Source organism: Rhizobium centroccidentale, from assembly GCF_030182565.1.
In the GTDB taxonomy this organism is placed as follows: domain Bacteria; phylum Pseudomonadota; class Alphaproteobacteria; order Rhizobiales; family Rhizobiaceae; genus Rhizobium.
This window is the reverse complement of the sequence record NZ_JAQJCG010000018.1, coordinates 112209-128006: the sequence shown is the minus strand read 5'-3', so window position 1 is coordinate 128006 and position 15798 is coordinate 112209. Positions and strand designations below refer to the sequence as shown.

Annotated in this window: 15 protein-coding genes and 1 pseudogene; 11 read left to right on the top strand and 5 right to left on the bottom strand. The window is 60.4% G+C overall.

Annotation, left to right across the window (positions count from 1 at the left end; translation table 11 throughout):
• Window positions 1-120: 120 nt before the first annotated feature.
• The 3 genes from modA (at window position 121) to modC (ending at window position 2778) form a co-directional block, all read left to right on the top strand.
• Window positions 121-918 carry a molybdate ABC transporter substrate-binding protein gene (gene modA / locus PH562_RS22280; protein WP_113408504.1) on the top strand — a complete coding sequence of 266 codons (798 nt, stop codon included), beginning with the start codon at window positions 121-123 and terminating at the stop codon, window positions 916-918.
• A gap of 88 nt (window positions 919-1006) precedes the next feature.
• A complete protein-coding gene (modB, locus tag PH562_RS22275; RefSeq protein ID WP_113408503.1) occupies window positions 1007-1708 on the top strand; it encodes a molybdate ABC transporter permease subunit in 702 nt (233 codons plus the stop codon).
• Complete coding sequence (gene modC, locus PH562_RS22270) at window positions 1705-2778, top strand: molybdenum ABC transporter ATP-binding protein (protein WP_285175656.1); 1074 nt, start codon at window positions 1705-1707, stop codon at window positions 2776-2778. The genes modB and modC overlap by 4 nt, the downstream gene beginning before the upstream one ends.
• On the opposite strand, the gene PH562_RS22265 is transcribed toward modC, so the two are convergent.
• Window positions 2779-3162 (bottom strand): winged helix-turn-helix domain-containing protein, encoded by a 384-nt coding sequence (locus PH562_RS22265; RefSeq protein WP_113232773.1) that lies wholly within the window; start codon window positions 3160-3162, stop codon window positions 2779-2781.
• 169 nt (window positions 3163-3331) lie between these two features.
• Between PH562_RS22265 and PH562_RS22260 the strand changes: the two genes are divergently transcribed.
• From PH562_RS22260 to PH562_RS22230, 7 genes and pseudogenes are all read left to right on the top strand, one after another.
• A complete protein-coding gene (locus PH562_RS22260) occupies window positions 3332-3631 on the top strand; it encodes a DUF1330 domain-containing protein (protein WP_113501466.1) in 300 nt (99 codons plus the stop codon).
• Window positions 3632-3793: 162 nt separating this feature from the next.
• Window positions 3794-4236: pseudogene (gene rsfS / locus PH562_RS22255) on the top strand (ribosome silencing factor).
• A 171-nt stretch (window positions 4237-4407) separates the two neighbouring features.
• Complete coding sequence (gene rlmH / locus PH562_RS22250) at window positions 4408-4890, top strand: 23S rRNA (pseudouridine(1915)-N(3))-methyltransferase RlmH (RefSeq protein ID WP_285175647.1); 483 nt, start codon at window positions 4408-4410, stop codon at window positions 4888-4890.
• Window positions 4891-5077: 187 nt separating this feature from the next.
• Window positions 5078-6514, top strand: a complete 1437-nt coding sequence (locus PH562_RS22245) for a murein hydrolase activator EnvC family protein (RefSeq protein WP_285175645.1) — start codon at window positions 5078-5080, stop codon at window positions 6512-6514.
• Entirely contained in the window at window positions 6504-7832 is a 1329-nt protein-coding gene (locus PH562_RS22240; RefSeq protein WP_113408498.1) for a S41 family peptidase, read from the top strand. Before PH562_RS22245 ends, PH562_RS22240 begins: the two co-directional genes overlap by 11 nt.
• A gap of 228 nt (window positions 7833-8060) precedes the next feature.
• Window positions 8061-9254, top strand: a complete 1194-nt coding sequence (locus PH562_RS22235) for a divergent polysaccharide deacetylase family protein (protein WP_285175642.1) — start codon at window positions 8061-8063, stop codon at window positions 9252-9254.
• A 40-nt stretch (window positions 9255-9294) separates the two neighbouring features.
• Window positions 9295-9834 carry an RNA pyrophosphohydrolase gene (locus PH562_RS22230; protein ID WP_095433361.1) on the top strand — a complete coding sequence of 180 codons (540 nt, stop codon included), beginning with the start codon at window positions 9295-9297 and terminating at the stop codon, window positions 9832-9834.
• Window positions 9835-9978: 144 nt separating this feature from the next.
• Here PH562_RS22230 and bfr read toward each other — a convergent pair whose 3' ends face one another.
• On the bottom strand, window positions 9979-10464 hold the full coding sequence (bfr, locus tag PH562_RS22225) for a bacterioferritin (protein ID WP_069611399.1): 486 nt from the start codon (window positions 10462-10464) through the stop codon (window positions 9979-9981).
• Window positions 10430-10702: a (2Fe-2S)-binding protein gene (locus PH562_RS22220; protein WP_244575290.1), complete on the bottom strand. Its 273-nt coding sequence runs from the start codon at window positions 10700-10702 to the stop codon at window positions 10430-10432. Before PH562_RS22220 ends, bfr begins: the two co-directional genes overlap by 35 nt.
• Between PH562_RS22220 and PH562_RS22215 the strand changes: the two genes are divergently transcribed.
• Entirely contained in the window at window positions 10589-10843 is a 255-nt protein-coding gene (locus PH562_RS22215) for a hypothetical protein (protein WP_244575291.1), read from the top strand. The genes PH562_RS22220 and PH562_RS22215 overlap by 114 nt on opposite strands.
• A 38-nt stretch (window positions 10844-10881) precedes the next feature.
• Here PH562_RS22215 and PH562_RS22210 read toward each other — a convergent pair whose 3' ends face one another.
• The gene (locus PH562_RS22210) at window positions 10882-14352 is read right to left on the bottom strand and encodes an error-prone DNA polymerase (RefSeq protein WP_285175641.1); all 3471 of its coding nucleotides are present in this window, start codon (window positions 14350-14352) and stop codon (window positions 10882-10884) included.
• On the bottom strand, window positions 14349-15776 hold the full coding sequence (locus PH562_RS22205; RefSeq protein ID WP_285175703.1) for a Y-family DNA polymerase: 1428 nt from the start codon (window positions 15774-15776) through the stop codon (window positions 14349-14351). The genes PH562_RS22210 and PH562_RS22205 overlap by 4 nt, the downstream gene beginning before the upstream one ends.
• Window positions 15777-15798: the final 22 nt, after the last annotated feature.

Here is a 15798-nt window from a genome sequence, read left to right as displayed (position 1 = left end):
CATAGAATTCGTAGGCTTATGCGCTCCGTATCGCGATGTATTTTTGCAAATACATCCCTAGCCAAGCCTCACATGTCGTTATATCTGTCCAAATATGTCGACATCTTTGGAGAATTAAGGATGACAATCAGCCGACGCCAATGGATCAAGCTTGCAACTGCCGCAGTATCAGCCGCATGGCTCGGCCTTTCGGTGATTCCGGCGCCGGCCTTCGCCGCCGACAAGATCGTCGTCTTTGCTGCCGCCAGCATGAAGAACGCGCTCGACAACGCCGATGCCGCCTTCACCAAGGAAACCGGCAAGGAGGTCACCGTCTCCTACGCGGCGAGCGGACCGCTTGCAAAGCAGCTTGAAAACGGCGCGCCGGCTGATGTTTTCATCTCCGCCGATACCAACTGGATGGATTATGTCGCCAGCAAGAAGCTGATCAAGGACGACAGCCGCGTCAACCTGTTGGGTAACAAGCTCATTCTCGTCGCCGCCAAGGACAAGGCGACGCCGGTCGAGATCAAACAGGGCTTCGATCTGGCTAACCTGCTCGGCGACGGCCGGCTGGCGATAGGCCAGCCGGAATCGGTGCCAGCAGGCAAATACGGCAAGACGGCGCTCGAAAAGCTCGGCGTCTGGGCTTCAGTCGAAAAGAAGGTCGCCGGCGCCGAAAGCGTGCGTGCCGCCCTCGCGCTCGTTTCGCGCGGCGAAGCGCCCTATGGCATCGTCTATCAGACCGATGTCTCGGCCGATCCTGGCGTTGCCGTCGTCGGCACCTTCCCGGCAGATAGCCATCCGCCGATCGTCTACCCGATCGCCATCACCAGCAGCAGCAAGAACCCGGACGTACAAGCCTATTTCGACTTTCTGAAATCGGCTAAGGCTGTTCCGTTCTTCGAGCATGAGGGCTTCACCATCCTGAAGCAGTGAGCGTCATCACCGCAAGTCAGGTATGAAAAGTTCAGGCCTCAGGCTCGCTGATTCGTGGCGAGCCTGAGATGTTTTAAGGGGCGGGTATTTGGAAGCGTTGGGTCTGAGCAGCGACGAATGGACGGCCATCGAGCTGAGCCTACGCGTTTCCATCGTCGCCATGCTGGTCAGCCTGCCCTTCGGCATCGGCGCCGCGTATCTACTGGCGCGCGGCCGCTTCTGGGGCAAATCGATCCTCAACGGTCTCATCCATCTGCCACTGATCCTCCCGCCCGTCGTCACCGGCTTCATCCTCCTCATCCTCTTTGGCCGTAAAGGACCGATCGGTGCTTTGTTGGAGCAATATCTCGGCCTCGTCTTCTCCTTCCGCTGGACGGGCGCCGCACTTGCATGCGGCGTCATGGGCTTCCCGCTGATGGTCAGAAGCATCCGCCTGTCGATCGAGGCCGTCGATCGCAAGTTGGAGGAAGCCGCCGGAACGTTGGGCGCCAGTCCCGTCTGGACCTTTGTGACCGTGACCCTGCCGCTGATCCTCCCCGGCATCATTGCCGGCATGATTCTCTCCTTCGCCAAGGCCATGGGTGAATTCGGCGCCACCATCACCTTCGTCTCCAACATTCCCGGCGAGACCCAGACGCTATCGTCTGCCATCTATACCTTCACCCAGGTTCCAGGCGGCGATGCCGGCGCCATGCGGCTCACGATCGTCGCCATCGTCATTTCCATGGCGGCGCTGCTTGCCTCGGAATTCCTCGCCTATCTCGCCGGCCGCAGGGTGGATTTCGAATGACGCTCTCGGTCGATATCCGCCACCGCCTCGGCGCCTTTTCGCTGCAAGCTACATTCAAGTCCGATGGCGGCGTGACAGCCCTTTTCGGCCCCTCCGGCTCCGGCAAGACGTCGATGGTCCGCATCATTGCCGGCTTGACCCGGCCCGATCACGGCCGCGTCAGCCTCGATGATACCGTGCTTGCCGACACCGACAGGCAGATCTTCGTGCCGCGTCACCGCCGCCGCTTCGGCTATGTCTTTCAGGAGGCGCGCCTGTTTCCGCATCTATCCGTGCGGCAGAACCTCAATTATGGCCGCTGGTTCGCACCCGGATACGAACGTAGCGAAAACTTCGACGGCGTCATTGATCTTCTCGGCATCGGCGGCCTGCTCGATCGCCGGCCGGCAAAACTTTCCGGCGGCGAGAAGCAGCGGGTCGCGATCGGCCGCGCCCTGCTCTCTTCGCCGCAGCTCCTATTGATGGACGAGCCGCTTGCCGCGCTCGACGAGGCCCGCAAGGCGGAAATCCTGCCCTATCTCGAACGGCTGCGCGACGAGACGAAAATTCCGATCATCTATGTCAGCCACTCGATTGCCGAAGTGGCGCGGCTCGCCAACCGCGTCATCGTCATGCGTGATGGCAAGATCGCGACGATCGGGGCCGCCGTCGACATCTTCAGCCAGTTGTCCGGCCCGCTGGCGGCCGACCGCCGCGAAGCCGGCGTATTGCTGGAAGGCCGAGTGGAATCGATGGACGATCGCCATCATCTGACAGTCATTGCTCTGAAGACGGCAAAACTCTTTGTACCGGGTCAGACGGCGACGGTCGGCAAGACCGTTCGTGTCCATATTCCCGCCCGTGACGTCATACTGGCGACGACGCGGCCCGAGGGTCTTAGCGCCCTCAATATCCTCGACGGCGAAGTGCAGGGAATTGGCACGGCCGCCGACGGAACGGCTGAGGTCAGGGTCGATTGCGGCGGCGACATCGTCACTGCCCGCATCACCCAATTCTCAGTCGACCGGCTGGGATTACGGATCGGCCTGCCGGTCCATGCGGTCATCAAGACCGTGGCGCTCGAACATTAGTCAGGATTTTTTCACGGAAGCATTCGCCGAGCTGCGATTGGCTTCGAGCCAGTTCAGGTCATCGGCTATTGCCGCGCGCAGCGTCGTTTCCATGCCGCGGAACCGCCGCAGCAACTCCTCGCCGAATGGCGTCAGGGCGGCGCCGCCGCCCTTCTGGCCGCCGCGCTGCGATTCGACGACAGGCTCGCGGAACATGTGATTGAGTTCGCTGATGAGCAGCCAGGCGCGGCGATAGGACATATCCATGGCACGGCCGGCGGCCGAGATCGAGCCGGTCTCCTGAATATGCTCGAGAAGCTCCATCTTGCCGCGCCCAAGCCGATCCTGCCCGGAAAAGCTGATACGGAGAATGGGCTTCAACGATGGCTGCGGAGCGTCGGTCATGGCACCTGTAACGGTCTGGTCTCAATGGTTTATAGGCGGCTTTCGCGCGCCTGTACATGCCGGGAGAATGGACGGGGGACGGTAACCGCCTATCTGATTTCCAATACAATGGCGCCCTTCCAAACAGGAGTGGCGCGAGTTCTTCGTCGCCGCACGGATGGGAAAAACAATGCCGGCTTATATCATCTCCGATGTCACGATGAGCGATGCCGAGGCCTTCCAGACCTACCGGACCCGCGCAGCCGCTTCGATCGCCCACTATGGAGGGCATTATCTCGTCCGCGGCGGCCCGATCGAAAAGTTGGAAGGCGACTGGTCGCCGCAGGCGATCGTGATCGTCGAGTTTCCGGATTTGGAACGAGCAAGAGCTTGGTATCGCTCGCCGGAATATGCGCATGCCCTCGAAGTCCGCGATCAGGCACTCAGCCGCAACCTTATTCTTGTCGATGGAGTGCGCCAGGAGGGCTGATTTTCGTATTCGGCACGAATATTCGCCCATATCTGGTGCGAAAGCGCCCTATTCGGACACAAATCCTTGTCTTCAACGCCTCAAGATGGCCACCTGCGTCTTGAAACCTTAATGCTTTGATGCCTATCTTTATAACGTGATCGACTCAGATCACTCACGTGCATGTTCTGTTACTCAAGGAAGGAAGAGCACTGACAACAGTACACGCCAAGGGAAGAACGCCTGTCGTTATCCCAAAGAGCTCGGAACGTGGCGCCGATGCCGCTGCCCGCGCCCTGCAAGCCGTCCTCGCAAGCCTCGAGGATTCCAAGGCCGAAAATATCGTCACCATCGACATTGCTGGCAAGTCTGCGCTTGGAGACTACATGGTCGTCGTCTCCGGCCGATCGAACCGCCATGTCCTGGCGATTGCCGACCATCTCATGACCGATCTCAAGGACGAGGGCTTCGGCAATGCCCGCGTCGAGGGTCTCGATGGCGGCGACTGGGTGTTGATCGACACCGGCGACATCATCGTTCACGTCTTCAGACCTGAGATCCGCGAGTTCTACAACATCGAAAAGATGTGGGCAGCACCCGATCTCGACGAAGGCACGCTGCACTAGCGGAGCGACCGCATTTCCAGGAAAACTGCGCAGCGGTTTTCCGCCCGGAATGCGCAAGGATCCAAGGGCGCCTTCCCGGCCCCCGTGTGCAGGTTTACATCGCCGGAGATGAACTCCCGGCAAGAGTTTCGTTTTGTGCCGCCATGACGGCGGATATGCGTGGGAGCGGGGATGCGGATAGGTCTTTTTGCGGTGGGACGGCTGAAAGCCGGCCCGGAAAAGGATCTTGCGGCTCGCTATCTTGACCGTTTCGCCAAGGCCGGCCCGGCCATCGGCCTGGAAATGACGCGCATGACCGAGGTTGCCGAAAGCCGCGCTTCCAACAGCGAGACCCGCAAGCGTGAAGAAGCGGGCCTCTTGCAAAAGGCGCATCCTGAAGGCGGTGTCCTCATTCTTCTCGATGAACGCGGCAAGGCGCTCGACAGTGAAGCCTTCGCCGCCATGCTCGGAACATACCGCGATCAGGGCAAGCGCGACCTGACGATTGCCATCGGCGGCGCCGATGGCCTCGACCCCGCCCTCTACGACAAGGCCGACATGACCATTTGCCTGGGAAAGCTGACCTGGCCGCACCAGCTCGTGCGCATCCTGATTGCCGAACAGCTCTACCGAGCCGTGACAATCCTCTCCGGACACCCCTACCACCGGGTGTGATTGCTCCATCCGTTTTGAAAACAGTTTGGCTTTCCCCGTTTTTGCGTTAACGAAACGCTCACACAGGCGTGTTTTGATTCCCGCCCTGAAAATGACGATGCTTCCTGGATGATTGCGGCAAATCAGCTTATTTTCGCACGATCCGAAGGGACCAGGCTGAACCGACTGGATGAGAAAAGCCCCGCCCATGCTCTCGCGTATCGTGCTGCCAGCTTTGGCGGCAACGCTCGGCGTGGGCGCCTATATGGCAGGCCCTTTGTCTCGGGAGGACGTCGCCGTCGCGCAGGAAGCGGATGCCATCGCGCCGCAAGCGCCTGACGATCGCCCTTCCGCGACAGCATCGGCACCTGCACAGGAAACCCCTGACCCGGCGGCAGACCTTGCGCGCAAGCGCGATGAGACCCGCGCGCAGCTCGATGCGCTTTCAAAGACGATTAGCCTTTCGTCCGGCAAGACGAAGGAACTGGAAGACAGCATCGCCTCTCTCGACAAGAGCACCGAAAGCCTACGCCAGGCGCTGATCGACAGTGCCGCCCGCCGCAAGGATTTGGACCGCAAGATCCAGCAAAGCGAGAAGACGCTGACGAACCTAGCTGTCAGGCAAGACAAGATCCGTGCCTCGCTGCACCAACGCCGCGCGCTGCTAGCCGAGGTTCTCGGCGCCCTGGAGCGCATGGGACGCAATCCGCCACCCGCTTTGCTGGTCACGCCGGACGATGCGCTCGCCTCGGTGCGCAGCGCCATTCTTCTTGGCGCCGTCGTGCCCGGAATGCGCAAGGAGACGGACAAGCTCATTGCCGATCTGACCGATCTCAGCAAGTTGCAAGCCGATACCGCCGCCGAAAAGGCGAGCTTCACCACCACCATGACCAACAGTCTGGAGGAGGAGCGGCGCATGGATCTGCTGATTGCGGAAAATGACAAGCACAGCAAGGAAAACGCCACTCAGCTTGAGGCGGAGCGCAAGCGCGCGGAGGAGCTGGCCGGTCAGGCAACCAGCCTGGAAGGGCTCGTCGCCTCGCTGGAAAGTCAGATCGGCTCAGTGCGGGACGCTGCCGCTGCTGCCCGCGCGGAAGAAGCGCGCCGCGCGCAGATGACCGAACAGCAGCGCGAGCAGGCGAAAGCCCTTGCCGAGAACGGCGTGCCCGATAAAAACCGCATTACGCCCGCATATCCATTTTCAGACCTGAAGAAAAAGTTGGAGCTGCCCGTGGCGGGCGATATTCTCCGCCAGTTCGGCGACGACGATGGCACCGGCCACACCGCGATGGGACTGACCGTCGCGACCGGCCCGGAAGCACTGGTCACGGCTCCCGCCGACGGCACGGTCGTCTACGCCGGCGCGTTTCGCAGCTACGGACAGATGATCATCCTGGATACGGGCGACGGCTATCACATGGTGCTGTCGGGCATGGACGCGATCAAGACGCGCCCTGGCAGATTCGTCTTCGCTGGCGAGCCGCTTGCCACGATGGGCCAGAAAAGAGTCGCGAGCGCGACCGCATTGGCGCTGGAAACGGATCGGCCAACGCTTTACATTGAATTCCGAAAAGATGGAAAACCAGTCGATTCTCGGCCCTGGTGGACCTCCAAAGACACTGGAAAGGCACGCAATGATACGTAGGGCTTCTCTTGTTCTCGTCGGCGCATTGATGGGTGCGACCGCGATGGGCGTTATCTACTCGGCGGTAGCGCCGGCGGAAGCCGCTGGCACTTCCACCTATAAGGAGTTGTCGATTTTCGGCGATGTCTTTGAGCGCGTCCGCGCGCAGTATGTGACCCCTCCCCAGGAAGACAAGCTCGTCGAAGCCGCCATCAACGGCATGTTATCGTCGCTGGACCCGCATTCGAGCTACATGAACGCCAAGGATGCGGAAGACATGCGCACCCAGACCAAGGGTGAGTTCGGCGGTCTCGGCATTGAAGTGACGATGGACAACGATCTCGTCAAGGTCATCACCCCGATCGACGATACGCCGGCTGCCAAGGCCGGTGTCCTTGCCGGCGACTATATCACCGCCATCGACGGCCAGTCGGTCCGCGGGCTGAAGCTGGAAGACGCCGTCGAAAAGATGCGCGGCCCGGTCAAGACACCAATCAAGCTCACCCTGATACGCAAGGGCGTCGACAAGCCGATCGAGCTTACGGTCATCCGTGATGTCATCGCCGTTGCCGCCGTCAAGTCGCGCGAGGAAGGTGGCGATGTCGGCTATATCCGCATCATCTCCTTCACAGAAAAGACCACGCCAGACCTCGAAGCCGCGATCGCTAAGATCAAGAAGGATATCCCGGCCGACAAGCTGAAGGGCTACGTCCTCGACCTGCGCCTCAACCCGGGCGGCCTGCTCGACCAGGCGATCAACGTTGCCGACGACGTGCTGGAGCGCGGCGAGATCGTTTCGACCCGAGGCCGCAATCCGGACGAGACCCGCCGCTTCAACGCCACCCCAGGCGATCTGACCGACGGCAAGCCGATCATCGTGCTCATCAATGGCGGCTCGGCCTCGGCTTCGGAAATCGTCGCCGGTGCCCTGCAGGATCTGCGTCGCGCCACGGTGCTCGGCACCCAGTCCTTCGGCAAGGGCTCCGTCCAGACGATCATTCCGCTCGGTGATGGCAATGGCGCCCTACGTCTGACGACGGCGCTCTATTACACGCCGTCGGGCCGTTCGATCCAGGGCACGGGCATCACGCCCGATGTCAAGGTCGACCAGCCGCTGCCCGACGATTTGAAGGGCAAGCTGACGACGGAAGGCGAATCCAGCCTGCCGGGCCACATCAAGGGCCAGAGCGAGACCGACAAGGGCTCCGGCTCTTCGGCCTACGTGCCGCCGGATCCGAAGGACGATATCCAGCTCAACTACGCGCTCGACCTGCTGCGTGGCGCGAAGACCGATCCGGCCTTCCCGCCGAACCCCGAAAAGGCGGTTTCCTCCAAGTAAGGATTGGCGCCGGGCTGGAAACAGACCCGGCGCTTTCATGATGAGGGAGCGGGACAAAGTGTATCGTTCCGGTCGTCTCCGCCGGCCTCAATTCCGTATGAATCCGGCGTCTCTCAGAAACAATTTTGTTCATGTTTTAGCGCTTTGAGTGCCGCGGGCATTTTTCCGCTTCGCCGTGAGCGATATGCTCGAGGCCGATAAAGTTTTCCGCTTGGGGTGGATTGGAACTTGGGAACGGATTTGCATGCACCGTTGGGACAGAACCGCCGCCCCGGCCGCCAGCGGCGCTCCATACCTTTTGGACGCATTCTCGGCGGCTTCTGCCTGATCGCGATCGCCGGCTTTTCTCTCTATTCGGCGCTTTTGCGCGATCACCTACAAAAGACCCAGCCGGTCGAGACGGCAAAGAAGGAAGATCCGGCTCCTCCAGCCGAGACCAAGGCGGCTGCGGCCGGGCAAACCGGACAGACCGGGCTAACCCAGGTCGATCCGCAATCCGGCGCCAATACCACACGCATCGTTACCGGCGACGGTTCGGTCGTCACCATGTTCAGCCCGAACAACCGTGATGGCAGCGGCCCGGTCCTGATCAACGCCAATCAGGTGGGCCAGGACCCGCGCATGGCGGCAACGCCGAATGACAGCCTGCTGGAGGACTCTCCTTTCGGCAAGCTGCCGATCACCTCGCCGAGCGGCCTACGACCGATGGATCAATATGCGCGGCCCTGGTCCGGCGCGCGCGGTACCCGCATCGCTATCGTCGTCAGCGGCCTTGGATTGAGCCAGACCGGTACCCAGCGCGCCATCGAGAAGCTGCCGGAAGAAATCACCCTTGCTTTTGCCGTCAGCGGCAACAGCCTGCAGCGCTGGATGCAGGAGGCGCGGCGCGGCGGCCATGAGATCCTCATCCAGGTACCGTTCGAACCCTTCGACTATCCCAGCAACAATCCCGGCCCGGACACGCTGCTGACCTCGCTTTCGGCTGCAAAGAACATCGATAACCTGCACAAGGCGATGGGCAAGATCACCAATTATACCGGTGTCATGAACTATCTCGGCGGCCGCTTCCTCGCCAATCCCGATGCCATAGAACCGGTGCTGCGCGATATTGGAAAGCGCGGCCTGCTATTCCTGGATGATGGCTCTTCGGCGCAATCCAAATCCGGAATGCTCGCCAAGACACTGGAAGTGCCGCATGCTTTCGCCGATATCCAGCTCGACGGAGAACTGCAGCAGGACGCGATCCTTAGGAAACTCGACGAACTCGAGCGCATTGCCCGCCGCAATGGCTCCGCGATCGGCGTGGCCTCGGCGTTCGACGAGAGTGTCGATGCCATCAGCAAATGGAGCGAGGAGGCCGCCATGCGCGGCATCGAAATCGTCGCCGTCTCGGCGCTTGCCGACGACCCGAAACATCCCTGACCTCTGGCCCGGCTGCCCGGGCTGACCCCTGGAGAGAGAAATGAGCACGCCCCACGCGCCCGTAAGAGCCGAAGACCTGCCCTACCGCCCTTGTGTCGGCATCATGATCCTGAACCGGGACGGCCTGGTTTGGGCCGGCCGCCGCATTCCGGACGGCAATTCCGAGTATGATGGCTCGCCCCAGCTTTGGCAGATGCCGCAGGGCGGCATAGATGAGGGCGAAGATCCGCTGAAGGCCGCCTATCGGGAGCTTTATGAGGAAACGGGCATGAAAACCGTGACCTTGCTCGCGGAAGCGAAGGATTGGATCAATTACGACCTGCCGCCACAGCTGATCGGCATCGGCCTCAGGGGAAAATACCGCGGCCAGACGCAGCGCTGGTTCGCCTTCCGCTTCGAGGGCGACGAGAGCGAGATTGCCATCAATCCTCCGCCGGGCGGCCATGAACCGGAATTCAATGCTTGGGAGTGGAAGCCAATGGCCGAGCTTCCCGGCCTGATCGTTGCATTCAAGCGATCGGTCTACGAGCAGGTGGTTTCGGAGTTCAGCCATCTGGCCGGCCTGAAGGCCGAAGACTGAACGAAAGAACCGGCCGCAAAGCGGCCGGTTTTCTAGAGCAATTCCAGGAAAATTGCGTAGCGGTTTTCCGCCCGGAATTGCCGGAAAACAAAAAGATAGAGCGGTTCAGAGTTTCCGTGAAACGCTAAACCGCTTTGGCATCGATTATTCTGCAGAATCGGCGGAATCAGCGTTGAGCTGGCCGTATTTGGCTTCGCCGATTTTTCCGAGCAGTTCGAGCTGGGTTTCGAGGAAGTCGATATGACCTTCCTCGTCCGCCAAGAGCTCTTCGAACAGCTTCATGGAAACATAATCGCCGGCATCGTGACAGATATCGCGGGATTTCTTGTAGGCGGTGCGGGCATCGTATTCGCCGGCGAGATCGGCTTCCAGCACTTCCTTGACATTCTGGCCAATGCGCAGAGGCGCCAGCGTCTGCAGGTTGGGATGACCTTCGAGGAAAATAATGCGAGCAACGAGGCGATCGGCGTGCTGCATTTCCTCGATGGATTCTGCGCGCTCCTTCTTGGCAAGCTTGGTGTAGCCCCAGTCTTCGAGAAGTCTGTAGTGAACCCAATATTGGTTGACTGCGCCAAGTTCGAGGAACAGTGCCTCGTTAAGCCGCTCGATGACTTTTTTGTCGCCTTTCAATGTCCGCTCTCCTGTTGTCTTCATGGAATTTTTTCAGGCGGGACATGAAATCAAATATTTCCGCTTCCGTCGAGTGGCGACGGGCATGATAATCTTGGGTTGTCTGTATAATGATATCAACGACATTCGGGAAGCAGCCACAGCAACGGCCGCGCTTTTCCATCGCGTGATAAACCTTGGCGGGAACGATGAGCTGCCAACAGTCCTGATCAAGGAGTTCGTTGATGACGTCCCGGATTTCTTTGTCGGTGATGTAATTACAACTGCAAACCAGCATTCTTCGCTCAGCCCGTCAAACATGACATCCGCTGTCTTGTTATCTGCTAAAGAAGACGCTCTTTGTCAAGAAAGAAACGATTCGAATCTCGTCCGCCGATGAGGTCATTGGCCTCCGCCGGGGATGCGGAGGCCGGAATTTCAATGGAAATTGCGACCTCGCGGCATGACTCTAGCCGTTTCGGCACCATTGCTGCGGCCTTCCGCCGCTGCCCCGGCAGCGGTTCCACGCGGCAACAGAGGGGACTTCTCCTTCTTCTGTCTGACATCCATGGTCGGCCGCAGCGCCTCATCCGCTCGATCGCTGACGCCAAAACGCCGTGCCTCGCGCTGAAGAATGCCAAGCGCCGGCGTCATGTCCTCGATATGATCGACCACCACATGGATGACGCCGCTCTCGCTCTGCAGCCGGCCACGGATCTTCACCAGCCGCGCACCCATGACGATGGCGCGGTATTTCTCGAATTTTTTCCGCCAGACGATCGCATTGGCGACGCCGGTTTCATCCTCCAGGGTCATGAAGATCACCCCTTTGGCCGAACCCGGCCGCTGGCGTACCAGCACCAAGCCGGCGATCGTCACCATGCGGCCGCTGGCGATACCGGGCAAATCCTGGCTTTGCACGATGCCCTGCCGGGCGAAATCGGCGCGCAGGAAGGAAACCGGATGCGCCTTCAAGGATAGCGACAGATAGCGGTAATCCTCGATGACCTGCTCTCCGGGCAGCATTTCCGGCAACGCAACCGCCGGTTCGACCTGCAGCTCCGCATGGTCGCCGAGATCGAAGAGAGGAAGCTTTTCGGCAGCGCTGCTGGCATCGAGCGCCCGCACGGCCCATAGCGCCTCCCGTCGGCTGAGGCCTATAGAGCCGAATGCATCCGCATCCGCCAGGCGCTCGATCTGCGCCTTGGCAAGACCGGAGCGCAGCCAGAGATCGCGCACCGACCGATAGCCATCGCCACGACGCTCGACGAGCTGCTTCATCTCATCCTCTGACAGGCCCTTGACCTGCCGGAAGCCGAGACGGACGGCACATTGCGTCTTGATGATCTCCCGCATCGACGCATGGCGCGGCTCGACCGCATCCTTATCGAAGCGTCCCCGCTCGAGCAGGCAATCCCAGCTGGAACGATTGATATCCACCGGCCGCACCTCGACGCCATGCTCGCGTGCGTCACGCACCAGCTGTGCCGGGGCATAGAAGCCCATCGGCTGGGCGTTGAGGATCGCCGCACAGAAGACATCGGGATAATAGGCCTTGAGCCATGAGGAGGCGTAGACGAGCAGAGCGAAGGAGGCCGCATGGCTTTCGGGAAAACCATACTCGCCGAAACCTTCGATCTGGCTGAAACAGCGTTCGGCAAAGTCCTGAGGATAGCCATTCGCGACCATGCCCGAAACCAGATCCGTCTTGAATTCATCGACCCTCCCCGTTCGCTTGAACGTCGCCATGGATCGGCGCAGCCGATCGGCCTTGGCGGGCGAAAATCCAGCTGCGGTGATGGCGATCTGCATCGCCTGTTCCTGAAACAGCGGCACCCCCAAAGTTCGCTCCAGAACAGCCTTCAACTCCGGACGATGATATTCGATCGGCCGCTTGTGAAGATCGTCATCCCGCCGCTTAAGGTAAGGATGAACCATGTCTCCTTGAATGGGCCCGGGACGGACGATCGCTACCTCGATGACCAGATCATAGAATTTGCGGGGCCGAAGACGCGGCAGCATGCTCATCTGCGCCCGGCTTTCGATCTGGAAAACGCCGATCGTATCGGCACGGCAGATCATGTCATAGACCGGGAACCGGTCGGGGTATTCACCGCTGCCAAGGTCGGAGAGCTGCTTCTTCACATCGTAATGCAGCAGCAGTAGGTCGAAGGCCTTGGCAAGGCAGGTCAGCATGCCGAGCGCGAGCACGTCGATCTTCAAGATGTTAAGGTTGTCGAGATCGTCCTTGTTCCACTCGATCATATAGCGATCGTCCATCGCCGTATGCATGATGGGCACGACTTCATCCAGCCGATCCCGGGTGATGACGAAGCCGCCGACATGCTGGGTCAGGTGCCGCGGAAACCCCATCAGCGTCGAGGCATAGGAAAGGACGTTGCGTGTCGTCATGTCCTTGAGATCGAGACCGGCAATCTTCGCCTCGCGCTCGGACAGCTCCTCCGTCGACCAGCCCCAGACGCCACTCGCAAGAGCCGACTGCACATCCTCAGACAGGCCGAAGGCTTTCGCCACTTCGCGACCGGCCGAGCGGGCCCGATAGCTGGTGACCGCCGCCGTCAGCCCGGCATGCTCTTTTTTGTAATGCCTGTAGATGAACTGGATAACCTCTTCGCGCTTCTCATGCTCGAAATCGACATCGATGTCAGGTGGCTCCTCGCGTTCTGTCGAGATGAAACGCTCGAAAAGCAAGCTTGTTATTTCAGGATTGACCTCAGTAATCCTGAGGCAATAACAGACGGTCGAATTGGCTGCCGATCCGCGTCCCTGGCATAGGATATTCGCACTGCGGGCAAACTCCATGATGCGGTGCACCGTCAGGAAATAAGGCTCATATTGCCGCTCCCGGATGAGCTTGAGCTCGTGCTCGATCTGCATCGAGACCTTTGGCGGGATCCCTTCAGGAAAGCGCCACTCGGCGCCCTCCCACGTCAGTCGCTTCAGTGTTTCCGCAACGGTCTCTCCAGGAACGCTTTCGTCGGGATAATTATGTTTCAGCTCGTCCAGCGAAAAAGAAAGCCGGCTAAAAAACCTCTGAGTATTAGCGATAGCCTTCGGATAATCCCTGAAGAGGCGCGCCATCTCGGCAGCGTCCTTCATGTAGCGTTCGGCATTCGCCGCCAGCCTGAAGCCGGCTTCGGCGATCGGCACATGCTCGCGGATCGAAACGACGATATCAGCAAGCGGCTTGCGTTCGGTCGCATGATAGAGCGGCTGATTGCTGGCGATCAACCGCACGCCATTGCGCTGCGCCAGGATGGAAAGCGTGGCGAAGACCATTCGGTCCCGCCCGTCATAGGCCGGTGACAGGACCATGTGGAACTTTCGCCCGAAGCGCATCCATAACCGCTTCAGGCATTGCTCCAGCTTTTCCTGCCCCTCTTGCGTCTCGACGCTTTCAGCATCGGGAATAAGCGCCAGCATCATCTCGTCACCCCATTCCATGAGGTCGCTTTCATTGAGAATGCATACGCCTTTTTCGCCGCGCAGATTACCGGCGCTCAGCAGCCGGCAGAGATGCGCCCAGCCCTTTCGGTTTTCCGGATAGGCAAGAATGTCAGGCATGCCGTCTGAAAACACCAGGCGCGCGCCTGGCTGGAAAGGGACCGGCTTCAGAAGCGGCTTTTCTGACTTGCCCTTCGCTTGAAGCTCCAGGTTCTTCTCAATGCCCTCCTTGTATTTTTCCCAGAGAAGCTTGGTATGCGCATGCGCTTTGACGACGCCGGCAACCGAATTGCGATCGGCAATCCCAAATCCGGACAATTTCAGGAGGGCGGCCTGCATCACCATTTCCTCCGGATGCGAGGCGCCTTCGAGAAAGGAGAAATTCGTTCTGACCCCGATCTCGAAGAAGGGCACGGATTCGTGGAAGCTCGGGCGCGCGTTCATGCGAAGACCCCATGCATGTACCAGTCTGGTGTCGTACCGCCTCGGCCATAGAGCCCCTTGCGGAACAACCAGAAACGATGGCCTTCTTCATCTTCGATCTGGAAGTAATCGCGGACAGGCTCTTCCTTTTCCTCGACCCACCATTCCGCCGAAAGCCGCTCAGGCCCTTCGGCCCGGCTGACCCGATGCATGACCCGTCGCCAGCGGAATTGCCGGGGCGGACCTTCAGGTACTTCAGCAGCGATGGTTTCGACCAGCTCCGGCATGCGAAACAGCCGTAGCGGCCGTTCGCTGCGGAAAAAGCCAAACCCGGCATCTTCCTGACCTGTCCGCCGCCGAGAAGCGAGAAGGCCCATGGCTGGTATCGGCCGCACAGCCCGTTCGGGGATATGGCTCTGCCGCAGCTCGAATCCTTGCAGACAGTCCGGCCCCAGGCGCGCGGCCACGCGATCGACAAAGGCGGCAAGCGAGCCTTCCTGACGGTCTTCTCCGACAAAATCGCCTTGCATTGCATCAAAAGGCGCATGCTGAAGCACATTGAGGCGGATAATTTCGAAACCGTAGCCGACATCGAGATCGTCATGAATGGCGCCGAAGCGTTCCGCGAACAGGCTGGCGATCCGGCTCGGCTCCCGCAGCGGTTGCGACGCGCCGGCCGCGATGCGGAAGACCGCACCATCCACACGGAAGAGCAGGAGCTCGAAGGATCGGCCGCCGATGCCGCGGGCTTCTAGCCCCAGCTTCAGGCTTTCGGCGAGCTGGCGGGCAAGCTGAAGAATATCCTCTTCGGCCTGCACCGGCTCGGCCAGCCGGCGCTCGGCCGACAATTGCGCGACCGGGCGGCGAGGCGAGATCGGCTCTTCGACCAGACCGACGGCCTGATCGAGCCGCAGCAGCAGCTGTGCGCCGAACCGGCGGGCAAGCGGCGCTCGTGGTGCGGCCAGAAGATCGCCCACCTGCTTCAGGCCCATCTTCTGCAAGGCTGCAATAGTCTCCTCGCCAAGCCGAAGACATGCGACCGGCAGCGATGCCAATGCCTCTTCCATGGCCTCCGGCGGAACGATACGGCTCTCGTCAAAGCGGGCAACGGCCCAGGAGAGGCCGGGTGCGGAGGAAATGGCGCCGCGCACATCGAAGCCCAACCGGGAAATCCGGATCAGGATGTCCTCAAGCAACGCCTCCTCGCCGCCGAAGAGATGAGCGCAGCCGGTAATATCGAGAAACAGACCGTCCTTGCCGTCGATCGCCACCAATGGCGTATAGCGGTCGCACCAGTCGGCGATCGCTTCCAGAAGCTTGCGATCCGCTGCTGGGTCCTCCTCAATGACATCGAGCTCGGGACAGATCGCCTTTGCCTCGGCCACGCCCTGTCCCTGCTTCAGGCCGATCATCTCCGCGCGCTCGTTGAGGGCGGTCAGCCGCATGGCATTGTTGAGCTTCCCGGCG

What these genes read in the sequence shown, in the direction of transcription:
- modA (WP_113408504.1), top strand. Translation starts at nt 121, where the DNA reads ATGACAATCAGCCGACGCCAATGGATCAAGCTTGCAACTGCCGCAGTA.
- modC (WP_285175656.1), top strand. Translation starts at nt 1,705, where the DNA reads ATGACGCTCTCGGTCGATATCCGCCACCGCCTCGGCGCCTTTTCGCTG.
- PH562_RS22265 (WP_113232773.1), bottom strand. Translation starts at nt 3,162, where the DNA reads ATGACCGACGCTCCGCAGCCATCGTTGAAGCCCATTCTCCGTATCAGC.
- PH562_RS22260 (WP_113501466.1), top strand. Translation starts at nt 3,332, where the DNA reads ATGCCGGCTTATATCATCTCCGATGTCACGATGAGCGATGCCGAGGCC.
- rlmH (WP_285175647.1), top strand. Translation starts at nt 4,408, where the DNA reads ATGCGGATAGGTCTTTTTGCGGTGGGACGGCTGAAAGCCGGCCCGGAA.
- PH562_RS22245 (WP_285175645.1), top strand. Translation starts at nt 5,078, where the DNA reads ATGCTCTCGCGTATCGTGCTGCCAGCTTTGGCGGCAACGCTCGGCGTG.
- PH562_RS22240 (WP_113408498.1), top strand. Translation starts at nt 6,504, where the DNA reads ATGATACGTAGGGCTTCTCTTGTTCTCGTCGGCGCATTGATGGGTGCG.
- PH562_RS22230 (WP_095433361.1), top strand. Translation starts at nt 9,295, where the DNA reads ATGAGCACGCCCCACGCGCCCGTAAGAGCCGAAGACCTGCCCTACCGC.
- PH562_RS22210 (WP_285175641.1), bottom strand. Translation starts at nt 14,352, where the DNA reads ATGAACGCGCGCCCGAGCTTCCACGAATCCGTGCCCTTCTTCGAGATC.
- PH562_RS22205 (WP_285175703.1), bottom strand. Translation starts at nt 15,776, where the DNA reads ATGCGGCTGACCGCCCTCAACGAGCGCGCGGAGATGATCGGCCTGAAG.